We start from the raw sequence: 25,043 nt of genomic DNA, 5'->3' as shown, positions 1-25,043 counted from the left end.
TGGAGGATTCTGATCACCTATGTACATTCATCTAAAATTACAGCGAAGAAGGCTCTGCCCGCTCGAAGAATCAGCGGCTGCCGCCGCTGTCCCTCTGCATCCCCGCCCGCACGAACCCCTTGAACCGGCTGCCCTGATACGACAGCTCTCCCCGGTCCCCCTCCACAATCATGGCATACGCCTTCGGCTTCACTTCCAGCTCTCTGCGGCTGCCACTATGGAATTCAAAGGTCACATAATAGCTCGTATGGGTCCCCATATACCCTCTTCCGCCCCAGACCTCCGTCCGCTTGGCCACGGCCGTGACGACCTTTGACTGCAGGGGACTGGTCTGGTTGGCCATCCAGGTCTTGAGCCCTCTCCAAATCATGTATGCCACAAAGCCTGCAATCAGCAGGAGGATGAGCTTTAACAAGAATGGCCCCTCCGAGAGAAACCCGCTTTGGCTGCTTACCGATGCGGGGTGCAAACCGTTAAATATGCCTGCATTATGCAAATTAACCGCCCCTTCCGAAAATTTTTCCATAAAAAGTTCAATTTACTAGAGAATACGCAGCGTAGCAGCTCTGGTTTCGTTCTCCCGTATGCTTCGGGCCGGAAAATACCAGTGCATTATATTTGGCCCCGCTAAGATCCTATGATATGCTTTAACTACAATATACAACATAGGAGCCCCTTCATTTACATTCTGCTGAAGCGGCTGCTGCTGATTCCGCCCAAATGTCATGCACATTTCGTAACAGCGCGGCTGTACTTCCCGTGAAGCTGTAACGGCCCGTATCCGCAACACAAATACCGGTTTCCTGCTGAAAGGAGGAAATCTTATGAAAGTCAGATATAGAAAATCTGCACCCTCACGTAATTCCAAAACGCTGCGCCTGCTCTCCATTGTATTCGGAGGATTGCTTGCTGCCGTTGGTCTTGAGCTGTTCCTGATGCCGCATAAGCTGCTCCCGGGCGGCATTGCCGGATTATCCGCCCTATTGTCACATCTGACTGAAATGCGGCTTGGATTATTCCTGTTCCTGTTCAACCTTCCGTTTATTCTGATGTCGCGCAGGCAGATTAATCTCCGCTTTGCCCTATATACGATGCTTGGCCTAATCTGTCTGACGGCAGGGTCCCTGGCCCTGCACCATTTCCCGGCGGCAACCAGCGAGCCGCTGCCCGCGGCTATTGCCGGGGGGCTCTGCCTCGGGTTCGGCCTCGGCATCACTGTACGCTTCGGGGGGCTGACCGCAGGGAGCGAGAAGCAGGGCGTCCGGCTGCTGAACGGGGGACCGCCCAAATCGGCCGAAATGCCGATTATGCTGTTCAACATGCTCATCCTGCTCTACGGCGGTTCATTGTTCGGCTGGGATCAAGCGATGTACAGCATCATTGCTTACCTGCTCGCCTTTGAAGCGCTGCGGTTCTCCTTAAGGGACCTCTCACTCACGCAGGCGGTCTTTATTACCAGCAGCCAATGTGAAGAGATCCGCCGCAAGCTCCAGCAATCGCTGGACCGCGAGGTGAAGCTAGTGCGATCCACCGGCCCGGAGGGCGAGCCCGGTACAGTCTTCTGCCTGGCAAGCAGGCTGGAAGAAGAACAGCTCGCATCTATCGTGCATGAGTGCGATCAGGACAGCAAGATCGTGATCAATGCAGCGCGGAACAACCGGATTCGCGCACTCTTCCGCAATAAGCCGCCGGGGTGAGCGAAATGGCTTTCCAGGGCGGCGAATAACAACAAAATCATCTTAACGGATGAATTGATCACCTTCGCGCGAGTACAATGTATGCTGTTTCTCACATACATTCGAGCCGTGTGCCTGCTTGCGGGCACAATGTATGCTGTTTTCCACATACATTTGGGCCGTATGCCTACTTGCGAACATAATGTATGCTGTTTTTCACATACAATTGGTCCGTATGCCTGCTTGCGAGCACAATGTATGCTGTTTTTCACATACATTTGTTTCATATGCCCTCCTTCTGTCCACAAATCTACACTCACCTTTTCCACAGCAGCAGGAAACTATAGTTTCCTATATGACAAGTAAAAAGCGTTCCCGTGTTTTACTAACGGGAACGCTTTTTGGATTGCAAGCCTATCGGAGATTCCTGAATCCCGCTATATTTCAGCGGAACATCCCCCATAAGCGGATTAAGTGAAACGTATTGCCGGGGTCGATCTTTTGGGCAATGACGAATTTCACAATTTGCTCTTCCTGGGCAGATGTCAGCTTCTCATGCATCACAGATGACGCATTGCGCACCAGCTTGCGTACGACTGCTGTATCCTGCAGCTCCTGTTTGGAGATGCCGGTAATCATATTCTTGACGCGTTCCTTGACCGCCGGATTCTTCATCTTCAGCTTGATGCGCTCCACCAGCTGGGGACTGATTCCATATTGCTGATAACCCAAGCACAGCACCTCCTGTCATATCCAATCATTCACAGTATATGAGGGCAGGTGCCCATATGTGCCTGTTCAGTCAATTAAATCCCCCTGGAAAATCTGCTCCTGCTGCAAATACAAGCGTAGCGGCGCTACCTCCGCCGAAGTCCAGAAGGAAGCCTCCCGCAGCAGCTCTGTGGCGTCATCGCGCGCCAGCTCCAGCGTCTCGAAGTCAGCAGTCATATCCGCCAGCCGGAATTCCGGCAACCCGCTCTGCTTGGTCCCGAAGAAATCCCCCGGTCCCCGCAGCTCCAGATCCCGCCGTGATACCTCGAACCCGTCATCCGTATCGGTCATCGCAGTCATCCGCTCGCGCCCGATCTCTGACTTCGGATCAGCCATCAGCACACAGTAGGAAGCATGCTCCCCTCTGCCCACCCGGCCGCGCAGCTGATGCAGCTGGGACAGACCGAAGCGGTCGGCGTCCATGATAATCATCAGCGTGGCATTCGGGACATCGACACCGACCTCTACGACCGTCGTAGACACCAATAGCTGCAATTCGTTGCTGTAGAAGCTCCGCATCACCTCGTCCTTCTCGGACGGCGTCATTCTACCGTGAAGCAGACCCACCTTATAATCCGGAAACCCCTGAGACATTTGCACATGCAGATCAATCGCATTCTGCACATCCAGCTTCTCCGATTCTTCAATCAGCGGACAGATCAGGTAAGCCTGCCGTCCCTGCCCGATCTCGCGGCTGATCAGGTTCATCACCCGCTCCATCAGATCGGGCTTCACCCAGTAGGTGGTGATCGGCACCCGCCCCTTCGGCCGCTCGGACAGTGTAGACACATCCATATCACCAAAGACGGTGATTGCCAGCGTCCGCGGGATCGGAGTGGCCGTCATGGTCAGCACATCCGGGTTGTACCCCTTGCGCCGCAGGACACTGCGCTGGTTCACCCCGAAGCGGTGCTGCTCATCCGTAACCACAAGCCCCAGGCTGCGGAAGAAGACATCCTCCTGGATCAGGGCATGCGTCCCGACTACCACATCCAGCATTCCCATCTGCAGGGAGGCGAGCAGATCCTTCCGCTTGCGGCCGGTTACGCTGCCGGTAAGCAGGCCGACGGTAATGCCGAACGGCTCGAACATCCTCGTGAGCGAGCGCATATGCTGCTCTGCCAGAATTTCAGTCGGCACCATCAGCGCCCCCTGAAAGCCAGATCTTACAGTCGCGTAGAGCGCAATGGCCGCGAGTACGGTTTTGCCGGAGCCGACATCTCCTTGAAGCAGCCTGTTCATGCAATACCCTGAGCGCATATCCTGCAGAATCTCCAGCTCCACATGCTTCTGGGCATCGGTCAGCTCAAACGGCAGGCTGCGCACGAATTGCCTCACTGTTGCATTGTCCACGGTATGAACCACACCGTCCATCCGGCCCCGGTTCAGCACGCGGAAGGCTTGTACCTTCAACTGGAACAGGAACAGCTCCTCATACACCATCCGGCGTCTTCCCTGCTGGCCCTCACGCGTGTCCTCCGGCTGATGGATCGTGGCTATGGCCCGCTTGCGTGACATGAAGTCATATTTGCGCATAATACTGTGCGGCAGGATCTCCGGGATCAGGTCCCCGTACTGTTGCAGGGCTTGTCCTATAATTCTGCGGATCCAGGACTGCGTAATCTTGCCCCCGACTGAATATACCGGCTGCAGCGTTCCTGTCTTGCCTTCACCGCGGTCCGGGAATTCATAATTGGTCACCGTAATCTGATTGCGCTTCTGGTCCCACTTCCCCGTCAGCACCACTTCACGGCCGACAGTCAATTGTTCACGCGCATAATGCTGATTGAACCAGGTAGCGGTGAACATCCACGGCTCCGCCACCATCTTGCAGCTCATGCGGGATTTGCCCCCGAAGCGCTGGAGCACCGGAATGCCGATGACCTTGGCCACCACAGTCGCCTTATCGCCGTGCTTGACCTCGCTGAGAGATTTCGGCCGGAAATCCTCATACCGGAAAGGGTAATACTCCAGCAAATCCTTCACTGTAAAAACGCCAAAGGCGTGAAGCTCGCTTTGCTTTTGAGCGCTCACGCCAGTTATTTGTTTCACATCAATTGAATCCAAGGTAAGCACCATGTTCATCCCCTAACCTTAAGCGGGCCAGATGAATACGGCTAAGGTCCCGTTCCCGACATGGCTGCCCACGACCGGGCCCACGTTGGTCAGAACCTTCTCTTTCAAGGTGAAATGTCCGGCTAATTCCCGCAGGAATTCTTCGCCGGAAGCCGGTTCAGCTGTATGACCCACGGCCACATGTATTGTATTCACACCCGGCAGATCGGCCTTGAACAGCTCGATCATGCGGGCGACTGCCTTCTTACGCCCCCTGACCTTCTCTACTGCGTAGATAATGCCTTCCGCATCAATCGACAGGATCGGCTTGATATTGAGCAGCGTGCCCAGGATTGCAGAAGCTTTGCCGATTCTGCCGCCCTTTTGCAGATATTCCAGGGTATCCACGAGAAAATACAGCTTGCGGGTTTGGCGCAGACTCTCCACCTTCGCCAGAATCTCTGCAGGAGCATGCTCCTGCTCCGCCAGCCGGGCGGCTTCCACCACCATGAATCCGAAGCCGTAGGAGGCCGACAGGCTATCCACAACGGTGATAGCTTCGCCTTCCTCTTCCAGCATGGATTTGGCCATTACGGCAGACTGATAGGTGCCGCTTAAGCCGGAGGAGATATGGAAGGACAGAATGGAGCTGCCCGGATGCTGCTCCTGGATACGGCGATACACATTCATATATTCGACAGGAGACGGCTGCGAAGTGGTTGGCAACTGCGGCGAGCGGGGAAGACGCTCGTAGAACTGTTCCGGCGTCATATCCACATTATCCCGGAAAGCCTCTTCGCCGAACATCAGCGTCAGCGGAACGACTTCAATGCCGTACTGCTCCGCCAGAGCAGGCGGGATATCGGATGTGCTGTCGGTAACGATTACGGTACGATTCATAATGTTCCTCCCCATACTATGATTTGGCTGCTCCGCTCTGCTTGCTTAAGAACTTAAGAGATTCTACGACTCGACTGAGAAAAGATAATAGTACAGCGGCTGGCCGCCTGCATGTATCTCTACCTCAACCTGCGGATACGTCTCTTCCAGCCAGCCGCCGAGGGCATCCGTAATCTCAGCCTCGGTGTCTGCACCGGTCAGCACAGTTACGATCTCGTCCCCATGCACCAGCATGCTGGACAGCAGCTGCTGGCTGACCGTGAGCAGATCATCGGCAGCAGCGACAATCTTGGAGCTCTCAATGCCGATATACTGGCCGGATTTGATCTCCAGATCCTCAATCACCGTATCCCGCACAGCATTGGTAATCTGCCCGGACTTGACCTGGGCAATCGCCTCCAGCATATTGCTGGTGTTGGTATCTACCGCATCCTCTTCCTGGAAGGCAAAGGCTGCCGAGATTCCCTGCGGAATGCTCTTGCTCGGGATCACCGTAATCTCACGTTCGCCCTCCAGCAGCTCCTTGGCCTGCTGCGCAGCCAGGACGATATTGGAGTTGTTCGGCAGAATGTAGATATGCTTCGCCGAGATCGAAGAGATCGCATTCACGAAGTCCTCTGTGCTTGGATTCATCGTCTGGCCGCCGGCCAGAATCGCATCGACGCCCAGACTGCGGAAGATATCCGAGATTCCGTCTCCCGAGGAGACCGCAATGAAGCCGTACGGCGCCAGATCATCCGCAGGAGGAACCGCCGGCGCCTGCACGCTGGCCTTCTCTTCTGGGATATCGGCGAAGACATCCGGCATCGGCGCAATGTCCATACCAGTCGTCAGCAGATCGCGGTGCTGTTCACGCATGTTAAGGATGTGAATCTGAGTGATCTCCCCGTGGACAAGCGCCAGGTTAAGCACCTCTCCGGGAGTCTTAGAATGCACATGCACCTTGATCGTCTCATCATCCGAGATGACGATGATCGAATCCCCGTTGACTGACAACGCTTTCCGAAAAGCTTCCTCATCAAAATCCGATTTCACGGAGGAGCCAAGCTGACGGTTAATGAAAAATTCCATATCATATAAAAATTCAATGTCTTCCGTAGAGAGCTGTGATTGCGCGGAAGACTGTACGGAGGACAGCGCATTCTCAGGTTTGGTCAGCACCGGTGCCGGCACGGATACAGGTGCAGCAGCTTGTCCTTGCACAGGAGTCTGTACAGGTGCAGAAGCAGATCCGCTCGTCAGATGCTGGTGGAAGCCTTCATAGATGTAGACCAGACCCTGGCCGCCCGAATCCACCACGCCTACCTGCTTCAGCACAGGCAGAAGCTCGGGCGTATGCGCCAAGGCCTCCTTGGCTTTGGCCAGGACTTCGGTCATCAGCTCGGTAACATCCGTTGTACGGCGTGCATAATACACCGCATGTCTGGCAGCTTCCTTGGCAACCGTAAGAATGGTGCCTTCAACCGGCTTCACCACTGCCTTATAGGCGGTATCTACCCCGGTCTGCAGGGCAGCAGCGAACTGCTGTGTATTAAGCTCATCATATTGGGCCGCATAACGTCCAAGACCTCTGAACAGCTGTGACAAAATAACGCCGGAGTTCCCCCGCGCGCCCATCAATAGTCCCTTCGACAGCACTCCTGCACATTGCCCGACAGAAGCTGTGTTGTTTCTCTTCAATTCGTTCGCGCCTGCGGTCATGGTCAGATTCATGTTCGTTCCCGTATCGCCATCCGGCACCGGAAACACATTCAGTGAATTGACATGCTCGGCATGCTGCTGCAGCATTTCCGCGCCGGCTAGTACCATTGCGGTGAAATCTGTCCCGTTTATAGAACGCTTACTCAATGAGAATTCCCCTTCCTAACTTCATGCCTAATCAATTCGAAGATTAACTGGACATAATGCACTAAGTTATATTGTACTATAAGAGTCTTCAGAAATAAATGTTTTTGAATCGGTTGACGAAGCAAATTTTGCTGTGATATGATATTCAAGTATTGTTTTACGCAGGTGTAAGTAACAAGGAGGTGTAATCTATGTCCCGCACATGTACAGTAACAGGCAAGAAACCGGGCAGCGGCAACCACGTGTCTCACGCTAACAACCGCAACCGTCGCTCTTGGGGAGTTAACGTTCAGAAGGTTCGTATCCTGGTGAACGGCAAACCGAAGCGCGTGTACGTCAGCACCCGTGCTTTGAAATCCGGTAAAGTTGAACGCGTCTAGTTTTCGAACATTTCCGGATCTGGCGATCTCTCAACCCAAGTAGAAACGGGCATGCCGTTCTTTTATAGACGGTATCCGTTTCAGCGAGAATAGCAGAGATATTATATTTGTAGCAAAAAGCACCCTTTACGTTCGTAAGGTGCTTTTTTTCATATTTACTTGTCTGCTTCGGCTTAACTCTTCTGAAACGTGTTCAAAATCGCTTTAACAAAACCTCCCAAAAATCTTGGCAGCTTGAACGTATAAAATTTCATGATTAACCCTCCCATCAATTCATGCCGTGCAGTAGGAGACTATCCTGTCTTGATGAAGAATGTACCATCGATTGCAGACCTCCCTAAAAAAGGCTACATGAGATTTCTGCTCATGTAACCATATTTATGCGCCCACAACTTGGCCTATACCTTCAGTATGCAAATGCAGTAGATTGAGGGTCTATTCGTCATTGACACAAGGGGGATCTTCCGCCTATCGCCGGACTGCGCTATCCGCCGCCTCACGAATGGCCCTGATCGCTCCCGCACGGTCGCTGCGGCCGAACACCGCATTGCCTGCCACAAGCACATCCGCCCCCGCTTCAGCTACCAGCGGTGCCGTAGCTTCTGCTACTCCGCCGTCCACCTCAATATGCAGCCCCTTGTGATTGATCTCCTCCGCCCACTCCCGGAGCTGCGTAATCTTGTGCAGCGTACGCGGAATGAAGGCTTGCCCGCCGAAGCCCGGATTGACGGTCATCACAAGCACCATATCCACATCCTCCAGGACCTCACGTACCGCCGATGCCGGTGTAGCCGGATTAATCGCTACCCCTGCCATCAGGCCGAGCTCCTTGATCTGATGGACTACACGGTGCAGATGCACACAGGCTTCCGCATGAACCGTAATTACAGAAGCACCCGCCGCTGCAAAATCAGCAATATAGCGTTCCGGGTTCTCAATCATTAAATGAACATCCAGGGGCAATGAAGTATGGGATCTCACCGCTGATACAATCGCGGGACCCAGTGTAATATTCGGCACAAAGTGTCCGTCCATCACATCTACATGAATCCAGTCCGCACCGCTGGCTTCCGCTTCAGCCACCTCTGCGCCAAGCGCTGCGAAATCTGCTGACAATATGGAAGGAGCAATTTTTACCATGGGTTTAGTACCTCCGCTTTTTATCTTTCATTTCATTATAGAACAGCTTGTAATGCCCGTAACGGCTGTCTGCGATCTCCCCTGCCTTCAAGGCTTCTATTACCTTGCAGCCCGGTTCATGCAGATGGCTGCAGCCGCGGAATTTGCAATGCTCCGCATAGGAGGCGAACTCCCGGAAGCACTCGGACAGCTCCTCCACGCCCAGCTCCAGGAAATCCAGCTGGCTGAAGCCCGGTGTGTCGGCCACAAAGCCGCCGTTCCCGATGTCCATCAGCTCCACATGGCGTGTTGTGTGACGCCCGCGTCCGAGACGGAGGCTGATCTCGCCTGTCTCCAGCGCAAGGCCTGGCACAAGCCGGTTGAGCAGGGTAGACTTCCCTACACCTGACTGTCCCGAGAAGACGCTGATGATTCCGGACAGGCGCTGCCGCAGCTCCTCCGCCCCCGAGCCGTTCAGTGAGCTTGTGACCATGACTTCGTAACCAATCTGCTCATACAGCGCTTTGACGGCTTCCGTAGTCCGGCCTTCATCATCGGCCAGATCTTGCTTCGTGAGCACAATCAGCGTGTCCAGGCCGGAATGCTCGATATGGACCAGGAACTTGTCCAGCAGATTAAGATTCATATCCGGTTCCCGCACGGAGAACAGCAGCACCGCCAGCTTCACGTTGGCCACCTGCGGGCGGACCAGCTCGGATTCACGGGGAAGCAGCTCATCCACCATGCCCTCTCCGTTCTCGGTCAGCACATAGACCACCCGGTCACCGACCAGCGGTGCAATCCCCTTTTTCTTCAGAATCCCCCGCCCCCGGCACTGTACCGCCTCTACTTCAGTCATAATCTGTTCATCCTTGACCGGCTTCACATAGTAGTATCCGCTTAACGCTTTGATTATGATTCCTTCAGGCATACATTACTTACCCTTCCTCTCCTGTATATTGCGCAAATGACCCAAGTGCAGGAACCCCGGGTCATTTCGCCGCCTCAGCCCTGCCCGAATTCCCCGGCAGCCCGGCTGAAGCTTATCTCTGTTCTATTATTTATGGCCTTTATCTTTGCCGGGCTTGTCTTTAGGGCCCTTGCCATTACCCTTACCATTATTACTGTTACTATCGCTGAGGGCGGAAGCCAGCTCACTGCTATTCTGTCCGTTACCCGGTACATAACCCGTCTGGTCCGTCTCGCCCGTCACCTCTCCTTCTCCCGTGTCCGGCGGAATAATCGCCGGCTCTGCTGTAGGGTCTGGAACCGGAGTCTCGGCAGGCTGGACCGTCTCGGTAGGAGCAACAGTCGGTGCAGGCGCCTGTGTCTCCACCGGAGAGGGTTCAGGCTGCTGCACAGTGTTATTCTTGACATCTACATAAGTGATCGGATACGTCTCCAGGAACTCCCCGTCCCGGTATACGGATACCATACCGTCTTTGTTAGGGGCAAGCAGCATATTTACGGACAAGGTCTGGCTTTTGCCAATCGTGCGGGTACCCCACTCCTGGTTCTCGCCTCCATTGCGCGCATCCGCAAACACAATACGGATCTTGCTCTTCTTGCCGTCCGCAGCCGGTGCTACCGGCACATTGAATGTAAATTCCAGCGCTTCCGGCGGGTATCCAGTGCTGATGTAGATCGTGATCTTCTCGCCTGGAGGGACCAGATCCCCTGCCTCGTAGGCCCACTGCTTCGTAACCTTCCCCTTCTCATAAGTGAAGCTTGGCTCTTCCTTGACCGCATCCAGCACGAGACCTGCACTCTCAAGCTCAGCCTTGGCTTCCTTCTCCGTCTTCCCGAGAAGGTCCGGCATCTTGGTGCTCTCTTTACCTTTGCTCACGATCAGCTTGACGTTTACCGTCTCAGGATCATATTCAGTGTCTGCGGCAGGCTCAGAGCTGATGACCTTACCCTTGGCAAATTCCTCACTGTAGCGTTCATCCGGAGTGATTCTGCTCTGGGCTATGCCCAGCGCGATTAACTCCTTGACGGCATCGTCGTAACTCAGGCTTGAGACATCTTTGAGCTTAGGAAGAACCTTCGCGGCACTTACCGTCAGGATAATATGAGTTCCTTCTTTGACCATTGTATTGGTCTTGTTCTGCTTCCAGACAATATTCTCTTCGAAGTTAGGATTATATTCTACCAGCGCGGGCTCCTCGGCAAACAGTCCCACGGCTTCAAGCTCAGCCTTAGCCTCCTGGAAGGTCTTACCCGTTACCGCAGGCACCGAGACTTCATCGACCGACAGCATGGAATTGACATACCACACAATCCCGCTCATGGCAATCAGCACGACCAGCGTAAGGCTGATCCACAGCGCGGCGCGGCTTTTTTTGCGTTTCACAGGAGCTGGCGCCGGAGTTTCCTCCATACTACGGATTCGCTCGTCACCGCCGCCGCGGCTGCTTAGCCCGCGCTGCAGCGGCTTGATCGCCGGAATGATACGTGTCCGGTCTTCATCATCATCATCCTGGAACTGCATCTTGGCTTCGCTGCGCCGTTCAGGCAGCAGACAGGTCTCCAGATCCTGCAGCATTTGCTTGGCGGACTGGTAACGCTCCTCCGGGTTCTTGCGCATCGACTTCAGGATGACATTCTCCACGCTTTGCGGAATCAGCGGATTCAGCAGGCGCGGCTCCTCGAATTCCTCCTGCAGATGCTTCAGTGCCACGCTGATCGGGCTTTCGCCCAAGAAAGGCAACACGCCCGTAAGCATCTGATAGAGCACGATGCCCAGGGAATAGAGGTCAGACTTCTCGCCTGTTGTTACGCCCTTGGCGTGCTCCGGCGAGAAATAATGCACGGAACCCACGACAGAGCCCGTCTGGGTAATCGTAGTGGATGTAACCGCCCGGGCAATTCCAAAGTCGGTAACCTTCACCCGCCCGTTGCGGCCGATCAGAATATTATGAGGTTTAATATCGCGGTGAATAATCTGGTTCATATGCGCATGATCCAGCGCATCACAAATCTGCGAGGCAATCCGCACAGATTCATCCACCTGCATCGGTGCCCGCTCTTTGATAATTTCATTCAGGTTCTTGCCTTCAATATACTCCATAACGATATAATGGACTTCATCTTCCTGGCCGACATCGTATATGCTGACTACGTTGGGATGAGATAGCGATGCAGCTGATTGCGCCTCCCGCCGGAACCGGCGGATGAATTCCTCATCATGCACAAATTGATTGCGCAGTACTTTGATAGCAACATTCCGGTTAAGCAGAATATCATGGGCTCTGTAGACAAGCGCCATGCCGCCTCCGCCAATCCGTTCAATGACTTGGTAACGGCCGCCCAATTCGTGACCGATCATCTTTCCCACTCCTTTATCTCGGGCACTGCGGCCTCGCCTTGGTGTTCCAGCATAGCAACGCTTATATTATCGCTGCCGCCCGCAAGCAATGCCAGTTGAAGTAATCGCTCTGCTCTTTCTTCCAGAGATATTTCGTTAATTCCGGCTACCTTGCCCAGATGCTCCTGGCTGACATAATTGCTGAGCCCGTCGCTGCACAGCAGCAGGAGCTCACCGATTGCAAGCGTAACATATGCCAGATCAGCAGACACCACTGTATCCGTCCCCAGCGCCCTGGTGAGCACATTGCGGCGCGGATGATTATCCAGCTCCTCCAGGCTGATCTGGCCGTTCTTGAACAGCTCATTCACCAGCGTATGGTCCTCGGTTAGCTGCCTGGCTTCACCGTTCTGAATCAGATAAGCCCTGCTGTCCCCGATATGGCCGATATATCCTGCCGACCCTTTCAGCAGGGCAGCAACGATGGTGGTCCCCATATTGTGGAGCTTCTCATCGCTCTGGGCTTCTCTGTGAACCGTGTTGTTGGCTTCCATAATGGCGGCAGTCAGCGCTTCCTTCAGCTCTGCCTCCGGGAGTTCCGGCTCCAGCTGGTCCAGAATATTCCTGACCGTCTCCAGCGCAAGCCTGCTCGCGGTATCGCCAGCCAGATGCCCCCCCATTCCGTCGGCAATAATGCCGAGGGTATAACCGTGGCGCGTAGCGCCGATCCAGACTGAATCCTCATTGACGGTACGTACCCGGCCAATGTCGCTGGCTTGAACTGTTCTGATCAAATATCCTCACCCCAACTCCATATGTTTGGCGCGCAGCTGTCCGCATGCGGCCGCAATATCATGGCCCTGCTCGCGGCGGATGGTAACATTCACGCCATGGTCGGCCAGTATACGCTGAAATTCAAAGATATCATTGCGGGAAGTCCGGACATACTTGCGCTCAGGCACATGATTGACCGGAATCAGGTTCACATGGCAGAGCATGGTCTTCAGCACACCCGCCAGTTCCTCTGCATGCTCAGGCTGATCATTCACGCCGCCGATCAAGGCGTACTCGAAGCTGATCCGGCGGCCCGTCTTGGCCTGGTAGTAGCGCAGGGACTCGATGACATCGTCGAACGGATAGCGGCGGTTCACCGGCATCAGCTTGGAACGAAGGGCATCGTTAGGCGCGTGAATCGAGATCGCCAGATTAATCTGCGTATCTTCATCAGCGAATTTGTAGATGTTCGGCACAATTCCGCTGGTGGATACGGTAATATGGCGCTGGCCGATATTCAGGCCCTTCTCATGAATCATCAGACGGAGGAATCTCATGGTTGCGTCATAATTCTCAAAGGGCTCGCCTGTCCCCATAATGACAATGCTGCTGACACGTTCGCCGCGCGCATCGAGAATCTGCTGGGAACGGACGACCTGGGCAACGATCTCCCCGGCAGTCAGATCCCGCTTCAGACCGCCAAGGGTCGAGGCACAGAAGGTACACCCGATACGGCAGCCCACCTGAGTTGTGACACATACGCTGTTTCCGTAATTATGCTTCATAATAACAGTCTCAATCGCATGATCATCATGCAGACCGAACAGGAATTTCACCGTGCCGTCCTTGGACTCCAGCTTCGTAATCTCAGTGAGCGCGGCAATACTGAACTGGTCTGCCAGCTTGGCTCTGAGCGCCTTCGAGAGGTTGCTCATCGATTCAAAGTCATTGACCCGCTTCACATACAGCCAGTCAAAGATCTGCCCGCCGCGAAAAGCCGGTTCTCCGTTGTCCTTGGCCCATTGCTGCAACTCTTCTAAAGAAAAATCATATATTAAAGGTTTCATTGGTTTGTGCACCTGTGCTTTCATAAATTATATGCATATTGTTTCTCATTCTTCCTATTTTAACACAAAACTCAGAGCCGGTAAAAGAAAAGCCCGCCGCGCGAAGGACTCTGCGGGCGGGAAGCTGTAATTCCTGGGCAATCGCTATATTACAAGAGTCGCTCCAGCCGGGCGATATAGAAGCCGTCGCTGCCATAGTGATGCGGAAGCAGCTGCATGCCGTCACCGGCAGCAAGGGCGGTTCCTTCCAGCCGTTCCCAGACGGCTGACTTGAAGCTGACCGGCGCGAAGCCGGGGTTACGCTCCAGGAAAGCGGCGACAACCCGGCTGTTCTCCGCCTGCTCGGTAGTGCAGGTGCTGTAGACCAGCACGCCGCCCGGCTTCAGCAGCCCGGAGACCGATTGCAGCAGCTCAAGCTGCAGCGCAGCCACGCTGGCAATATCCTCCGGCTGCTTGCGCCATTTCAAATCAGGCTTGCGGCGGATTACCCCAAGCCCCGAGCAAGGAGCATCCAGCAGAACCCGGTCATAGGATTCCGGCTGGAGGGCTTCACCCAGCTCCAGGGCATCGCCGCTTGCGGTGGTAATACAGTCCAGGCCCAGGCGTGCTGCCTGCTCGGCAATCAGCCTGGCCTTATGCTCATGCAGGTCATTGGCCAGTATGGAGCCTTCGTCCCTCATCAGCTCGCCCATATGGGCGCTTTTGCCGCCGGGGGCAGCGCAGCAGTCCAGCACCTTCATCCCGGCTTCGGGAGCGACAACCTCCGCTACCAGCATGGAGCTCTCATCCTGAACGGACAGATAGCCGTCCCGGTACCAAGAGCTCAGTGCCAGATTGCCGCCGCCCCTAATAATCAGCCCGGCAGGGCTCACCTTCGATTCGACGGCATCCAGACCGGCTTCCAGCAGCTCAGCCAGCATGGCCTCCCGGCTAATCATCGTTGTATTGACACGGACACTGACTGCGGGCGGCTCATTATTCGCCGCACACATCGCTTCGGCCGTATCCGGGCCATATTCCGCCGACCAGCGCTGCACCATCCACAGGGGATGGGAGTGCAGGATAGAGATCCGCTCTTCCCGGCTCAGTCCCGCAGGCAACACTGGCAGGTCTCCGGCCCGCAGTACACTGCGCAGCACTCCGTTGACCATACCCGAGATGCCCTGATGGCCGCGCCTCTTGGAGATATTCACAGCCTCGTTTACGGCTGCATGCGAAGGCACCCGGTCCAGATACATGATCTGGTACAGGCTAAGGCGCAGCAGACTCCGCACCCAGGGCTCCAGCTTGGCAATCCCCTTGCTGACGAAGCTGCCCAGGACATAATCGAGCGTAATCATCCGCGAGAGAGTTCCGTACACCAGCTCTGTAGCAAGTCCCGTATCCTCCCGGCTAAGGTCCGCCTTCTGGAGGCTGCTTCCCAGAAGAAGGTTGCTATAGGCCCCCTGCTGCTCTACGCGGACAAGAATACCCAGGGCAACCTCACGCGCAGAAGCCGGCGCAGCAGGCTTGCCGCCTGTATGTTGTCTGCCCGTTCTGCCGGAAGCCGCAGGCTGATTGCCTGGAGTACGCGGACGCGGTCCGCCCCCTCCCTTGCCGCCCGCGCTCAACCGAGCACCGTGCCGGACGCAAGGGTTGCACCGCGGCTGAAGTCGGCAGCGCTCATTGCTTTTTTGCCGGCAGGCTGAACAGTTGTAAGCAGAAGCGTCCCGTCGCCGGTCTTCACCTCAACCCCGCGTTCGCTCACGGACAGCACTGTGCCCGGAGCCGCGCTGCCGCCAGAAGCCTTCTCTGCCTGCGGCCGTACCGCAGCCCACACCTTGAAGGTCTCGCCGTTCCACAGGGTGAATGCACCCGAGAACGGCACCAGACCGCGAATCTGGTTGTACAGATCAAGCGAGCCTCTGCTCCAGTCGATCCGTTCATCTTCACGGCTTAGATTCGGGGCATAGGTTGCTTCACTGTCATCCTGCTGGGTAGCTTCCACACGGCCGGCTGCCAGACGCGGCATCTCAGCCTTGAGCAGATCCCGTCCCGCTGTGCTAAGCTTCTCAAACAGAGTGCCCGAGGTATCCTCATCCTCTATCGCCACTTCAACCCGTGAGATCATATCTCCAGTGTCCAGGCCTTCCGCCATGTACATCAGCGTCACACCGGTCATCTTCTCGCCGTTCATGATACAGCGCTGGATCGGAGCACCGCCGCGGTATTTGGGCAGCAGGGAGCCATGGACATTCACACATCCATTCTCCGGCATCTCAAGGACGCTCCTCGGAAGAATCTGTCCGTAAGCGGCGGTAACAATCAGATCCGGCTTATAGGCAGCCAGCTCAGCCACCGATTCCGGGCGGCGCAGCCGTTCGGGCTGAAGGACCGGCAGTCCGAGCTCCAGCGCAGCCGCCTTCACCGGGGATGGCACCAGCGTCTTCTTGCGGCCTTGCGGCCGGTCCGGCTGAGTCACCACAGCCACTACCTCATAGCCCTCTTCCAGCAGCATGCGCAGGGAGGGGACCGCAAAGGCCGGTGTTCCCATGAACACTATTCTCATTTCATTCACTCCTCAGTTTCACTGCGTTCTGCCGTATATTCATAGACCTTCTCAGCGATGTCCGTGAACAGCACACCGTTCAGGTGGTCGATCTCATGCTGAAAAGCCCGGGCCAGCAGGCCGCTTCCGGTAATGGTCACTTCCTCGCCTTCGCGGTTCAGGCCGCGTACGGTCACTGTCTCCGCACGGCGGACATCCCCGTTCAGGCCGGGAATGCTCAGGCAGCCTTCGGGTCCGAACTGCTCCCCGTCCATGCTGATAATCTCGGGATTGATCAGCTTCAGTAATCCATGCTCTTCATCGGCATCCACTACGATCAGCCGTTTCAGGATGCCCACCTGCGGAGCAGCGAGGCCTACGCCTTCCGCGTCATACATCGTATCTGCCATATCATCGAGCAATTTTTGTACATTGGGGGTAACGGTGGTCACCGTCTTTGCTTTCTTGTGCAATACTTCATCCGGTTCTTTCACAATCAGCCTGATTGCCATTTACACTAACACCATCCTTGTTCAAATATAAGAATGTATATGGTTCATGCTATACATTATCCTTCTATTTCTCGCCGAAACGGCCTTACCATTGTAACACGCCGGAGAATTACATCAACATCTGCGGATCAACATCAATGCTGATCTGCAGCCCCTTATCGCGGACGGAATCCTCCAGCTCCTCCGCCACCTGGCGGGCCAGGGCAATGGCGTCTATTGCACCGCGCCATTTGATAATGCACTGGAACCGGTAGCGGCCCTTCAGCCGGGGCAGCGGCGAAGCCACCGGTCCCAGCAGATCCAGCGCATCTGAAGAGAGCTTATCCAGGCTGCCGTACCAGCGCAGCTGTCTGGCTTTGCCCTGGATGCTGAGCGCATAGTTCTCCGCCAGCTTCAGCAGCAGCGGAAGCTGCTCATGCGACAATGTGACCAGAATCAGCCGGCAATAGGGCGGGTAATGCAGCTCCTTGCGGTGCTTCAGCTCGTCCCGGACGAAGGAACGGTAATCATGCCCGCTGGCATGGATAATCGAATAATGCTCCGGTGTATACGATTGAACCACTACCTCGCCGGGGAGCTGGTGCCGCCCTGCACGACCGGCAACCTGCGTCAAGAGCTGGAAGGTCTTCTCTGCCGCCCGGAAATCGGGCAGATTAAGCGCAGAATCCGCAGTAATGACCCCAACCAGTGTTACATCGGGGAAGTCTAGTCCTTTGGCGACCATCTGTGTGCCCAGCAGCACATCGGCCTTCTTGTCCCTGAACTGGTTCAGGAGCTTCTCATGCGAGCCTTTCTCCGTGGTCGTGTCCACATCCATGCGTATGACCCGGATACCGGGGAACAGCTTGCCCAGCTCCTCCTCTACCCGCTGTGTACCCGTTCCGAAGAAGCGGATATGCTCACTGCCGCATTCGGGGCACAGCTTGGGCGCGGGTTCGGCGTGTCCGCAGTAGTGGCAGCGCAGATTGTCGCTGCGGCTGTGGTAGGTCAGCGAGATATCGCATTCCGGGCAGCCTGCAACATAGCCGCAGCTCCGGCACATGACGAAGGTCGAGAAGCCTCTGCGGTTCAGCAGAAGCACCGTCTGTTCGCCGCGTTCCAGCCTGCTTACCAGAGCGGCATGCAGGCTGCGGCTGAACATCGAGCGGTTGCCTTCCTTCAGCTCCTCCCGCATGTCAATGACCTCCACCTTCGGCAGCTCATTACCGAGTGCGCGGCTTGGCATCTCCAGCAGAATCGGCGAGAAGTGAATATCGCTCTGCGATCTGGCGGCATGATAGCTCTCCAGGGAAGGGGTAGCCGAACCGAGAATAACAACAGCCCCGCCCTGCTCTGCCCTGCGGACAGCCACATCACGGGCATGGTATTTCGGATTCTCCTCCTGCTTGTAGGAGCCTTCATGCTCTTCATCCATAATAATCAGACCCAGGTTCGCGAACGGGGCAAATACCGCAGAGCGCGCTCCCACCGCCACCATCGCCTTGCCTTCACGGATCTTGCGCCACTCGTCATAGCGCTCGCCGACAGACAGGCGGCTGTGCATCACAGCCACCCCGCTCCCGAACCGGCCCTTGAACCGTTCCACCATCTGCGGAGTCAGCGCAATCTCGGGCACCAGCACCACAGCCTGCCGTTCCTGCTCGATACAGCGCTGGATCGTCTGCAGGTAGATCTCCGTCTTCCCGCTGCCGGTCACCCCGTGCAGCAGGAAGACTTCATGCGTCTGCTGCTCGACAGTGCCCACAATCCGCTTGTAGACAACCTCCTGCTCCGCTGTCAGCGGAAGCGGGGTACTCGGCTTGAAGTCCCGTCCCCGGTAAGGATCACGATAGACTTCGATTTCGCTTATCTCAATATAACCTTTGTCCGCAAGCGTCTTGACCGTGCCCGCAGTGACCTGAAGAATCGCCAGAATATCCTTCAGCGGCATCGGCAGCATGGCTTCCATATCAATCAGGTAGGAGAGCACTTCCTTCTGGCGCGCCGAACGCGCCGGGAAGCTGGAGAGCGACTCCCGGGCTGCGGATAGGCCGATGGCCAGGTCAACAGCCTTGAGCTTCTTTTTGCCCATCTTATCCTTGATGGACTGGCTCTCCGCCAGCACGCCGCGCCGCACCATGAACTTGATCGTCTCCGCAGCCTCTGGGAAGGTACGGGTCAGCAGCTTCATGGATACCTCGCTGTGGCGTCTTACGAAGTCGATGATCAGCTGCTCTTCATTGTCCGCTTCCAGGAAGAGCGGGAACAGCTCGTCTGCGGGGGCGCCGGGCGCTTCTTCGGTATCTCCGAGCGAGATCAGCCGCTCGGCTTTGCCCTTCAGGGCAGTCGGAAGCATCGCCTGCAGTGCGGAGATCCGTCTGCAGGCGTATCTTTGGCTCATCCAGTCGGCCAGCTCCACCAGCTCCGGCGACAGCGGAGGAAGCAGATCAAGCACTTCTACAATCGGCTTCATCCGGGAGACACTGCCGGTCTCCCCCGATTCTAGGGACACCACGAACCCCTGAACTGTGCGGGGGCCGAACGGAACGGCCACTCTGCTGCCCACTTCAATCCACAGCTTCAGTGCATCCGGGATAATATAGTCAAACGGCCGGTCGGTGCTGCGTACAGGAACATCGACAATGACCTTGGCAATATCCATTATAATAAGGCTCCGGCAACACGGTCCGCAGCCAGCCGCAGGATCCGGCGTGCCACCTCATCCTTGGAAGCCAGCGGAAGATCAAGCACCAGCCCTTCAGTATCATAGACCTTGACGATGTTGGTGTCCGTACCGAATCCGGCGCCCTCCATCGTCACATTATTGGCCACAATCAGGTCGAGGTTCTTGCGGATCAGCTTGTCCCTGGCGTAGAATTCAGCGTTTCCGGTCTCCGCGGCAAAGCCGATCAGGAACTGTTTATCCTTGCTTCGGCCCAGATTCTCCAGAATATCGGTCGTCTTCACCAGCTCAAGCGTCATGGTGTCGCCACTCTTCTTAATCTTCGATTCACTGCTCTCGCGCGGGCGGTAATCCGCAACCGCCGCCGCTTTCACCAGAATATCGCAATCACTCCAGCAGTCCATAACGGCCTCGTGCATCTCCTGTGCCGACTGGACGCGGACCAGCTGGATTCCGGCATCACGGGGCGGTGCCTCGTCGGTACGCGCTGCGATCAGAGTCACCGCAGCGCCCATGGCGCGCGCGGCGCGCGCGAGGGCGAAGCCCATTTTGCCGGACGAATCATTGGAGATATAGCGGACCGGATCAATACGCTCCACTGTGCCTCCTGCGGTAATCACCACTTTTTTGCCGGTAAGCGGCCCGGAGGTCTTCTCCTTCTGCAACACAAAAAAGTTCTCAACTACCTTCACAATCTCCTCCGGCTCCTCCAGCCTTCCCTTGCCCACATACCCGCAGGCCAGCAGCCCTTCCCCGGGCTCAATGAACTGAACGCCTCTGTTAAAGAGGGTATCCATATTGCTGAGGACCGCCGGATGCTGATACATATGGACATTCATCGCCGGAGCGACCATAATAGGCGCTGTTGTGGCCAGAAGTGTGGTGGATAGCATATCGTCTGCCAGGCCGTGGGCCATTTTGGCAATAATGTTGGCCGTAGCCGGGGCAATCAGGACCAGATCGGCGGCATCCGCCAGATCAATATGTGAAATCGAGGACGGATCGCGTTCCTGGAACGTGTCACTGTACACCCGCTGCTTCGACAACGACTGGAGCGTCAGCTCCGTAATGAACTGCTTGGCCGATGCTGTCATAATGACATGCACCTCGGCACCCTTCTGGGTAAGCTTGCTGGTCAGCGCCGCCGCCTTATACGCAGCAATCCCCCCGGTAATTCCGAGTATAATCGACTTCCCTTGTAAGCTCTTCACTAGTGTTCTCCCCCCGCTTCTGAATCTTGCACCTTCAACCTTTCCATATAGATAGAGAAAAAAATAACAACCTTCCGGTTGTCAGGAACAGCCCGGTACGGGCTATTATCAAAATATAAGATTACTTGCCCGGCAGAAATGGCTCTGCCGCCCTTATCCAAGGCGGCACCATTTCAGCGGGAAATATACGAATTCTCTATTGCACCAGGCAACTACTGCCCTGTGCCGTCAGATCCGTCCTATTCTTCGCCGCGCGTTACAGTAATACGGCCTTCATAGATCTCTTCAAGCGCAACACCGACATACTTATGCGATTTAGGCGCAACGATATCGGTCTTGCCGCCTTCACGGAGTGCTCTGGCCCGGCGGGCGGAAGCGACTACCAGGGAATACTTGCTGTCGACCTTAGTCATCATTTCGTCAATGGATGGATATAGCATGTAAGGCACCTCTTCATCTTTTACTGTAGAACATGGACCAATCCTGTAGAACCGATCATCTGACCTTACAATGTTCGGCGATAATAATGCTTTCTATTCGCTTGCAGGCCAGATCAATCTCATCATTCACCACGGCATAATCATAATGCCGGATCAAACCGATCTCGTCCTCGGCCACCGACATGCGGTGGCTGATCACATCGGGATGCTCCGTGCCGCGTCCGCGGATACGGTCCTTCAACTCGTCCATAGACGGGGGAAGAAGGAATACAAAGATGCCTTCGGGAAATTTCTCTTTGACTTTGAGCGCTCCCTGAACCTCGATCTCCAGAATAATATCTCTTCCGCTCTCAAGCGTTCTCTCTACAAAGTCACGCGGAGTACCATAATAATTGCCTACGTACTCCGCATATTCCAGCAGCTTGTCGCCTTCAATCATGTCCGCGAATTGCTCTCTGGATTTGAAAAAGTAATTGACTCCGTCCTCTTCACCCGAACGCGGCAAGCGTGTGGTGGCAGATACGGAATAGACGAGTTCAGGCATTCTCGGCCGCAGCGCTGTGCATACCGTGCCTTTACCGACACCGGAAGGGCCGGACAATATAATCAGCAATCCTTTTGACATAATACACTCCATTTGTTGTTATTCGTCGTTATCGTCATCTTTGCTGGACAGGCGGTGAGCTACAGTCTCCGGCTGTACAGCCGAGAGAATCACATGATCGCTATCCGTAATAATGACAGCCCGCGTCCGCCTCCCGTAGGTGGCATCGATCAGCATATGCCTGTCTCTGGCCTCCTGGATAATTCTCTTAATCGGCGCCGATTCCGGGCTGACAATGGAAATAATACGGTTCGCTGACACGATATTCCCAAAGCCGATGTTGATTAATTTGATTGCCATGTTCCGGTCGTTCCCCCCATAAGTAACATCATTGCTTGCTCCCTGGTTCCTGTCATTCCAGATTCGCCGCCTGCTCACGAATCTTCTCAAGCTCCGCCTTCATGTCAAGCGTCAGATTCACAACTGCCAGATGACTGCACTTCGACCCGATCGTGTTGGTCTCCCTGTTCATCTCCTGGATGAGAAAATCAAGCTTGCGTCCGGCAGGTTCGCTGCCCAGCAGCAAGGCCCGGCACTGGCCGAAATGGCTGTGAAGCCGGGTTAGCTCCTCGTCTATATTGCAGCGGTCGGCGAAAATGGCAATCTCCATGCCGAATTTATGCTCATCCCACGGGAAGCTCCCGTCATGCAGCAGGCTAAGCCGTTGCCGCAGCTTCTCGCGCTGCTCCTCCACAACCAGGGGAGCATATCCGCTAATTCCGGCGTGCAGCTCTTCCAGACGGTCAAGCCGCCGCGTCAGATCCGCCGCCAAATAGGAGCCTTCACTCCCGCGCATCTCCAGCAGGGCCTCCAGACTAAGCCGGAGACCCTGCTCCAGTAGATCTGCAAGTTCTCCGGAGGAGTCTGCGGCAGCAGTCTCTTCCTTCGGTTCCATCACACCGGGCATAGCAAGGATATCGCGGAGGGACAGCTCTCCCTTGAAGCCATACTCCCGGTTCAGTACCTCCGCTGCAGCAAGATAGGAGTTCACCATGCGGCGGTCCAGCACATGCGCGTCAGCCGCCCCGTCGGTGAGTTCTCTATTAATAATGACATCTACCCGTCCCCGCCGGATACGGGACTGAACCATCCTGCGCAGCTTATCCTCATACCCCGTCCATTCCCGGGGCAGCCGCAGCACAACCTCACAGTACCGGTTATTCACCGATTTGACCTCGAACGTTATCTTGTGTCCGCCGTATTGCAGGGCTGACTGACCGTATCCGGTCATACTAAATGACAACGGAATCACATCCATTACACTATTGTAATTGATTATTACTAGCGAAACAAGGGGGATAACTTCCGTCCCTGCTTCTCCCAAATATACTCCAGGAGCTGCACGCTCATATCATAGAACATAAACGGCGTAATCAGATAGATTCCATTAAAATGGGTGATGGCCGCATCCAGCAGCTCCTTGGCGATCAGGACACCTTCGGCCCGGCCCGCTTCGCCTTCAAGTCCGGCCATCCGGCTGCGTACCTCGGCGGAGAGCTGAATGCCCGGAACCTCATTATGCAGATACTCTGCATTGCGTCCGCTGGCCAGCGGCATAATCCCGATGAAGATCGGAATATCCAGATGCTCGGTCGCCTTGGCCATCCGGGCAATCAGTTCAGGATCATACACAGGCTGGGTCATAATATAATCTGCACCCGAGGCAATCTTCTTCTCCAGCCGCTCGACCGCTTTGTCCAGATGCTTGACATTGGGATTGAACGCTGCGCCGATGACGAACTTCGCCTTCTGCTTCAGCGGCTTGCCGGAGAAGGCCACCCCGTCGTTGAGTTGCTTGATCATACGTATAATTTCAAATGAAGTCAGGTCATAGATCGAGCTTGAGCCGGGCAGATCCCCGAACCGTGCGGGATCTCCGGTCACAGCCAGAACATGGTCAATCCCCAGGGCATCGAAGCCCATCAGATGCGACTGTGTGCCGATCAGATTACGGTCGCGGCAGGCGATATGCACCAGCGGCCTCAGCCCGGTGCGGGCCTGGACCAGATGTCCGAGCGCCATATTGCTCATCCGGGTTACAGCAAGCGAATTATCGGCCAGCGTCAGCGCATCGGCTCCGGCCCGGCGCAGTGCCTCTGCCCCCTTCATGAACTTCGCGATGTCCAGATCACGCGGAGGATCAAGCTCTACGATCACGGTGTGGCGCTCCTTGACCAGATCGACCAGCGTCGGTTCGCCGCCTTCCTGGCCCCCGTCATCCGCCAGATGCTCCTGCACCGCGATCCGCTCCGCCGTATTGAAGGGAGCAGGTTCGGGCAGCGGCTCCACCACATAGCCCTTCAAGGCAGCGGAGATTTCAGCGATATGCTTAGGAGTGGTGCCGCAGCAGCCCCCGATAATCCGGCTGCCCATATCCGCGAACACCGGTGCCATCTGGCCGAAATACTCCGGTGATGCCCCGTAGCGGTATTGGCCGTCTACATAATCGGCTACGCCCGCATTCGGATAGATCGACACCGGCAGCGCCAGCTTGCCCTGTAGCGTACCCAGCGCACGCTTGATTCCGTTCGGTCCGGTGTTGCAGTTGAAGCCGATCACATCCGCTCCGTCCTGCTCAAGGATATGGAAGGCTTCAGGCAGGGTTAACCCGTCAAGCGTCCGCGCCGAATCATCCACAGCCAACTGGCAGATTACCGGCAGCGCGCTAAGCTTACGCACAGCCTTCAGCGCCAGATGAAGCTCCTCGACATCATAGAACGTCTCCAGCATGATTCCGTCAGGCGCTTCCTCCAGGAGGGCGGCAATCTGCTGCGTGAAGAATTTCTTCAGCTCGGATGAGGACAGATTCGCCCGTTTGCCGGCGCGGATCGAGCCGATGGCACCGACTACATAGCCATTCTCGCCGGCAGCCCGGCGGGCAATGCGGACCCCCGCACGGTTGATATCCGCCACCTTGGCTTCCAGTCCGAACTTGGACAGCTTGTCGTAGTTCGCTGAGTAGGTATTACTCTCCAGCAGTACAGCACCTGCATTGATATAGCTCCGGTGCACATCCTCAATGACCTCCGGAGAGGTCAGATTCAATTCCTCGTAGGAGATGCCGACGGGGAACCCTTTTTGATACAAAAAAGTTCCCATCGCTCCGTCTCCGACCAACACGTTATTCTCCCATGCAGAGCGCAAATCCGGCTTCACCGCAAGAACCTCCCCTTACTGACATTAGTTTCAT

The 25,043-nt window shown here is 55.7% G+C and carries 23 protein-coding genes; 2 read left to right on the top strand and 21 right to left on the bottom strand.

Going from position 1 to position 25,043, the window contains the following annotated elements; translation table 11 throughout:
• Nucleotides 1-70 precede the first annotated feature (70 nt).
• Nucleotides 71-415, bottom strand: a complete 345-nt coding sequence (locus MHH28_RS03675) for a DUF2500 domain-containing protein (RefSeq protein WP_405111950.1) — start codon at nt 413-415, stop codon at nt 71-73.
• A gap of 409 nt (nt 416-824) precedes the next feature.
• On the opposite strand from MHH28_RS03675, the gene MHH28_RS03670 reads away from it, so the two are divergent.
• Nucleotides 825-1,697, top strand: a complete 873-nt coding sequence (locus MHH28_RS03670) for a YitT family protein (protein WP_405111947.1) — start codon at nt 825-827, stop codon at nt 1,695-1,697.
• Between the two features lie 423 nt (nt 1,698-2,120).
• Here the strand turns inward: MHH28_RS03670 and MHH28_RS03665 are convergent, their stop codons facing one another.
• The 4 genes from MHH28_RS03665 to MHH28_RS03650 form a co-directional block, all read right to left on the bottom strand.
• A complete protein-coding gene (locus MHH28_RS03665) occupies nt 2,121-2,408 on the bottom strand; it encodes a stage VI sporulation protein F (protein WP_036694485.1) in 288 nt (95 codons plus the stop codon).
• Nucleotides 2,409-2,474: 66 nt separating this feature from the next.
• Complete coding sequence (gene recG, locus MHH28_RS03660; RefSeq protein ID WP_405111944.1) at nt 2,475-4,526, bottom strand: ATP-dependent DNA helicase RecG; 2,052 nt, start codon at nt 4,524-4,526, stop codon at nt 2,475-2,477.
• Between the two features lie 15 nt (nt 4,527-4,541).
• On the bottom strand, nt 4,542-5,402 hold the full coding sequence (locus MHH28_RS03655) for a DegV family protein (protein ID WP_405111941.1): 861 nt from the start codon (nt 5,400-5,402) through the stop codon (nt 4,542-4,544).
• Nucleotides 5,403-5,465: 63 nt separating this feature from the next.
• Nucleotides 5,466-7,250: a DAK2 domain-containing protein gene (locus MHH28_RS03650; protein ID WP_405111938.1), complete on the bottom strand. Its 1,785-nt coding sequence runs from the start codon at nt 7,248-7,250 to the stop codon at nt 5,466-5,468.
• 191 nt (nt 7,251-7,441) lie between these two features.
• Between MHH28_RS03650 and rpmB the strand changes: the two genes are divergently transcribed.
• The gene (gene rpmB / locus MHH28_RS03645; protein ID WP_076074411.1) at nt 7,442-7,630 is read left to right on the top strand and encodes a 50S ribosomal protein L28; all 189 of its coding nucleotides are present in this window, start codon (nt 7,442-7,444) and stop codon (nt 7,628-7,630) included.
• Between the two features lie 173 nt (nt 7,631-7,803).
• Here the strand turns inward: rpmB and spoVM are convergent, their stop codons facing one another.
• From spoVM to MHH28_RS03565, 16 genes are all read right to left on the bottom strand, one after another.
• On the bottom strand, nt 7,804-7,884 hold the full coding sequence (gene spoVM / locus MHH28_RS03640) for a stage V sporulation protein SpoVM (RefSeq protein WP_020431362.1): 81 nt from the start codon (nt 7,882-7,884) through the stop codon (nt 7,804-7,806).
• A gap of 214 nt (nt 7,885-8,098) precedes the next feature.
• Nucleotides 8,099-8,770: a ribulose-phosphate 3-epimerase gene (gene rpe, locus MHH28_RS03635; protein ID WP_405111935.1), complete on the bottom strand. Its 672-nt coding sequence runs from the start codon at nt 8,768-8,770 to the stop codon at nt 8,099-8,101.
• Between the two features lie 4 nt (nt 8,771-8,774).
• Nucleotides 8,775-9,680 carry a ribosome small subunit-dependent GTPase A gene (rsgA, locus tag MHH28_RS03630; RefSeq protein ID WP_405111931.1) on the bottom strand — a complete coding sequence of 302 codons (906 nt, stop codon included), beginning with the start codon at nt 9,678-9,680 and terminating at the stop codon, nt 8,775-8,777.
• Nucleotides 9,681-9,806: 126 nt separating this feature from the next.
• The gene (gene pknB, locus MHH28_RS03625) at nt 9,807-12,077 is read right to left on the bottom strand and encodes a Stk1 family PASTA domain-containing Ser/Thr kinase (RefSeq protein WP_405111928.1); all 2,271 of its coding nucleotides are present in this window, start codon (nt 12,075-12,077) and stop codon (nt 9,807-9,809) included.
• Nucleotides 12,074-12,850: a Stp1/IreP family PP2C-type Ser/Thr phosphatase gene (locus tag MHH28_RS03620; protein ID WP_405111925.1), complete on the bottom strand. Its 777-nt coding sequence runs from the start codon at nt 12,848-12,850 to the stop codon at nt 12,074-12,076. Before MHH28_RS03620 ends, pknB begins: the two co-directional genes overlap by 4 nt.
• A gap of 6 nt (nt 12,851-12,856) precedes the next feature.
• Complete coding sequence (gene rlmN / locus MHH28_RS03615; protein WP_405111923.1) at nt 12,857-13,897, bottom strand: 23S rRNA (adenine(2503)-C(2))-methyltransferase RlmN; 1,041 nt, start codon at nt 13,895-13,897, stop codon at nt 12,857-12,859.
• Nucleotides 13,898-14,046: 149 nt separating this feature from the next.
• Nucleotides 14,047-15,507 (bottom strand): 16S rRNA (cytosine(967)-C(5))-methyltransferase RsmB, encoded by a 1,461-nt coding sequence (rsmB, locus tag MHH28_RS03610; protein WP_405111920.1) that lies wholly within the window; start codon nt 15,505-15,507, stop codon nt 14,047-14,049.
• Nucleotides 15,504-16,445 carry a methionyl-tRNA formyltransferase gene (fmt, locus tag MHH28_RS03605; RefSeq protein WP_405111917.1) on the bottom strand — a complete coding sequence of 314 codons (942 nt, stop codon included), beginning with the start codon at nt 16,443-16,445 and terminating at the stop codon, nt 15,504-15,506. The genes rsmB and fmt overlap by 4 nt, the downstream gene beginning before the upstream one ends.
• 5 nt (nt 16,446-16,450) lie before the next feature.
• A complete protein-coding gene (gene def / locus MHH28_RS03600) occupies nt 16,451-16,936 on the bottom strand; it encodes a peptide deformylase (RefSeq protein WP_405111914.1) in 486 nt (161 codons plus the stop codon).
• Between the two features lie 109 nt (nt 16,937-17,045).
• Complete coding sequence (priA, locus tag MHH28_RS03595) at nt 17,046-19,577, bottom strand: primosomal protein N' (RefSeq protein ID WP_405111911.1); 2,532 nt, start codon at nt 19,575-19,577, stop codon at nt 17,046-17,048.
• On the bottom strand, nt 19,577-20,809 hold the full coding sequence (gene coaBC / locus MHH28_RS03590; RefSeq protein WP_405111908.1) for a bifunctional phosphopantothenoylcysteine decarboxylase/phosphopantothenate--cysteine ligase CoaBC: 1,233 nt from the start codon (nt 20,807-20,809) through the stop codon (nt 19,577-19,579). Before coaBC ends, priA begins: the two co-directional genes overlap by 1 nt.
• Nucleotides 20,810-21,048: 239 nt before the next feature.
• The gene (rpoZ, locus tag MHH28_RS03585) at nt 21,049-21,249 is read right to left on the bottom strand and encodes a DNA-directed RNA polymerase subunit omega (RefSeq protein WP_405111905.1); all 201 of its coding nucleotides are present in this window, start codon (nt 21,247-21,249) and stop codon (nt 21,049-21,051) included.
• Between the two features lie 55 nt (nt 21,250-21,304).
• A complete protein-coding gene (gene gmk, locus MHH28_RS03580) occupies nt 21,305-21,874 on the bottom strand; it encodes a guanylate kinase (protein ID WP_173126280.1) in 570 nt (189 codons plus the stop codon).
• An 18-nt stretch (nt 21,875-21,892) separates the two neighbouring features.
• Entirely contained in the window at nt 21,893-22,153 is a 261-nt protein-coding gene (gene remA, locus MHH28_RS03575; RefSeq protein ID WP_006209218.1) for an extracellular matrix/biofilm regulator RemA, read from the bottom strand.
• A gap of 52 nt (nt 22,154-22,205) precedes the next feature.
• Entirely contained in the window at nt 22,206-23,096 is an 891-nt protein-coding gene (locus MHH28_RS03570) for a YicC/YloC family endoribonuclease (RefSeq protein ID WP_405111891.1), read from the bottom strand.
• Nucleotides 23,097-23,134: 38 nt separating this feature from the next.
• On the bottom strand, nt 23,135-25,009 hold the full coding sequence (locus tag MHH28_RS03565) for a bifunctional homocysteine S-methyltransferase/methylenetetrahydrofolate reductase (protein ID WP_405111889.1): 1,875 nt from the start codon (nt 25,007-25,009) through the stop codon (nt 23,135-23,137).
• Nucleotides 25,010-25,043: the final 34 nt, after the last annotated feature.

Origin of the sequence: Paenibacillus sp. FSL K6-1217 (genome assembly GCF_045040735.1) — a bacterium.
Taxonomy (GTDB): Bacteria; Bacillota; Bacilli; order Paenibacillales; family Paenibacillaceae; genus Paenibacillus_AQ.
Note: the sequence above shows the minus strand (reverse complement) of the source record. Positions and strands in the feature narration are given on the sequence as shown.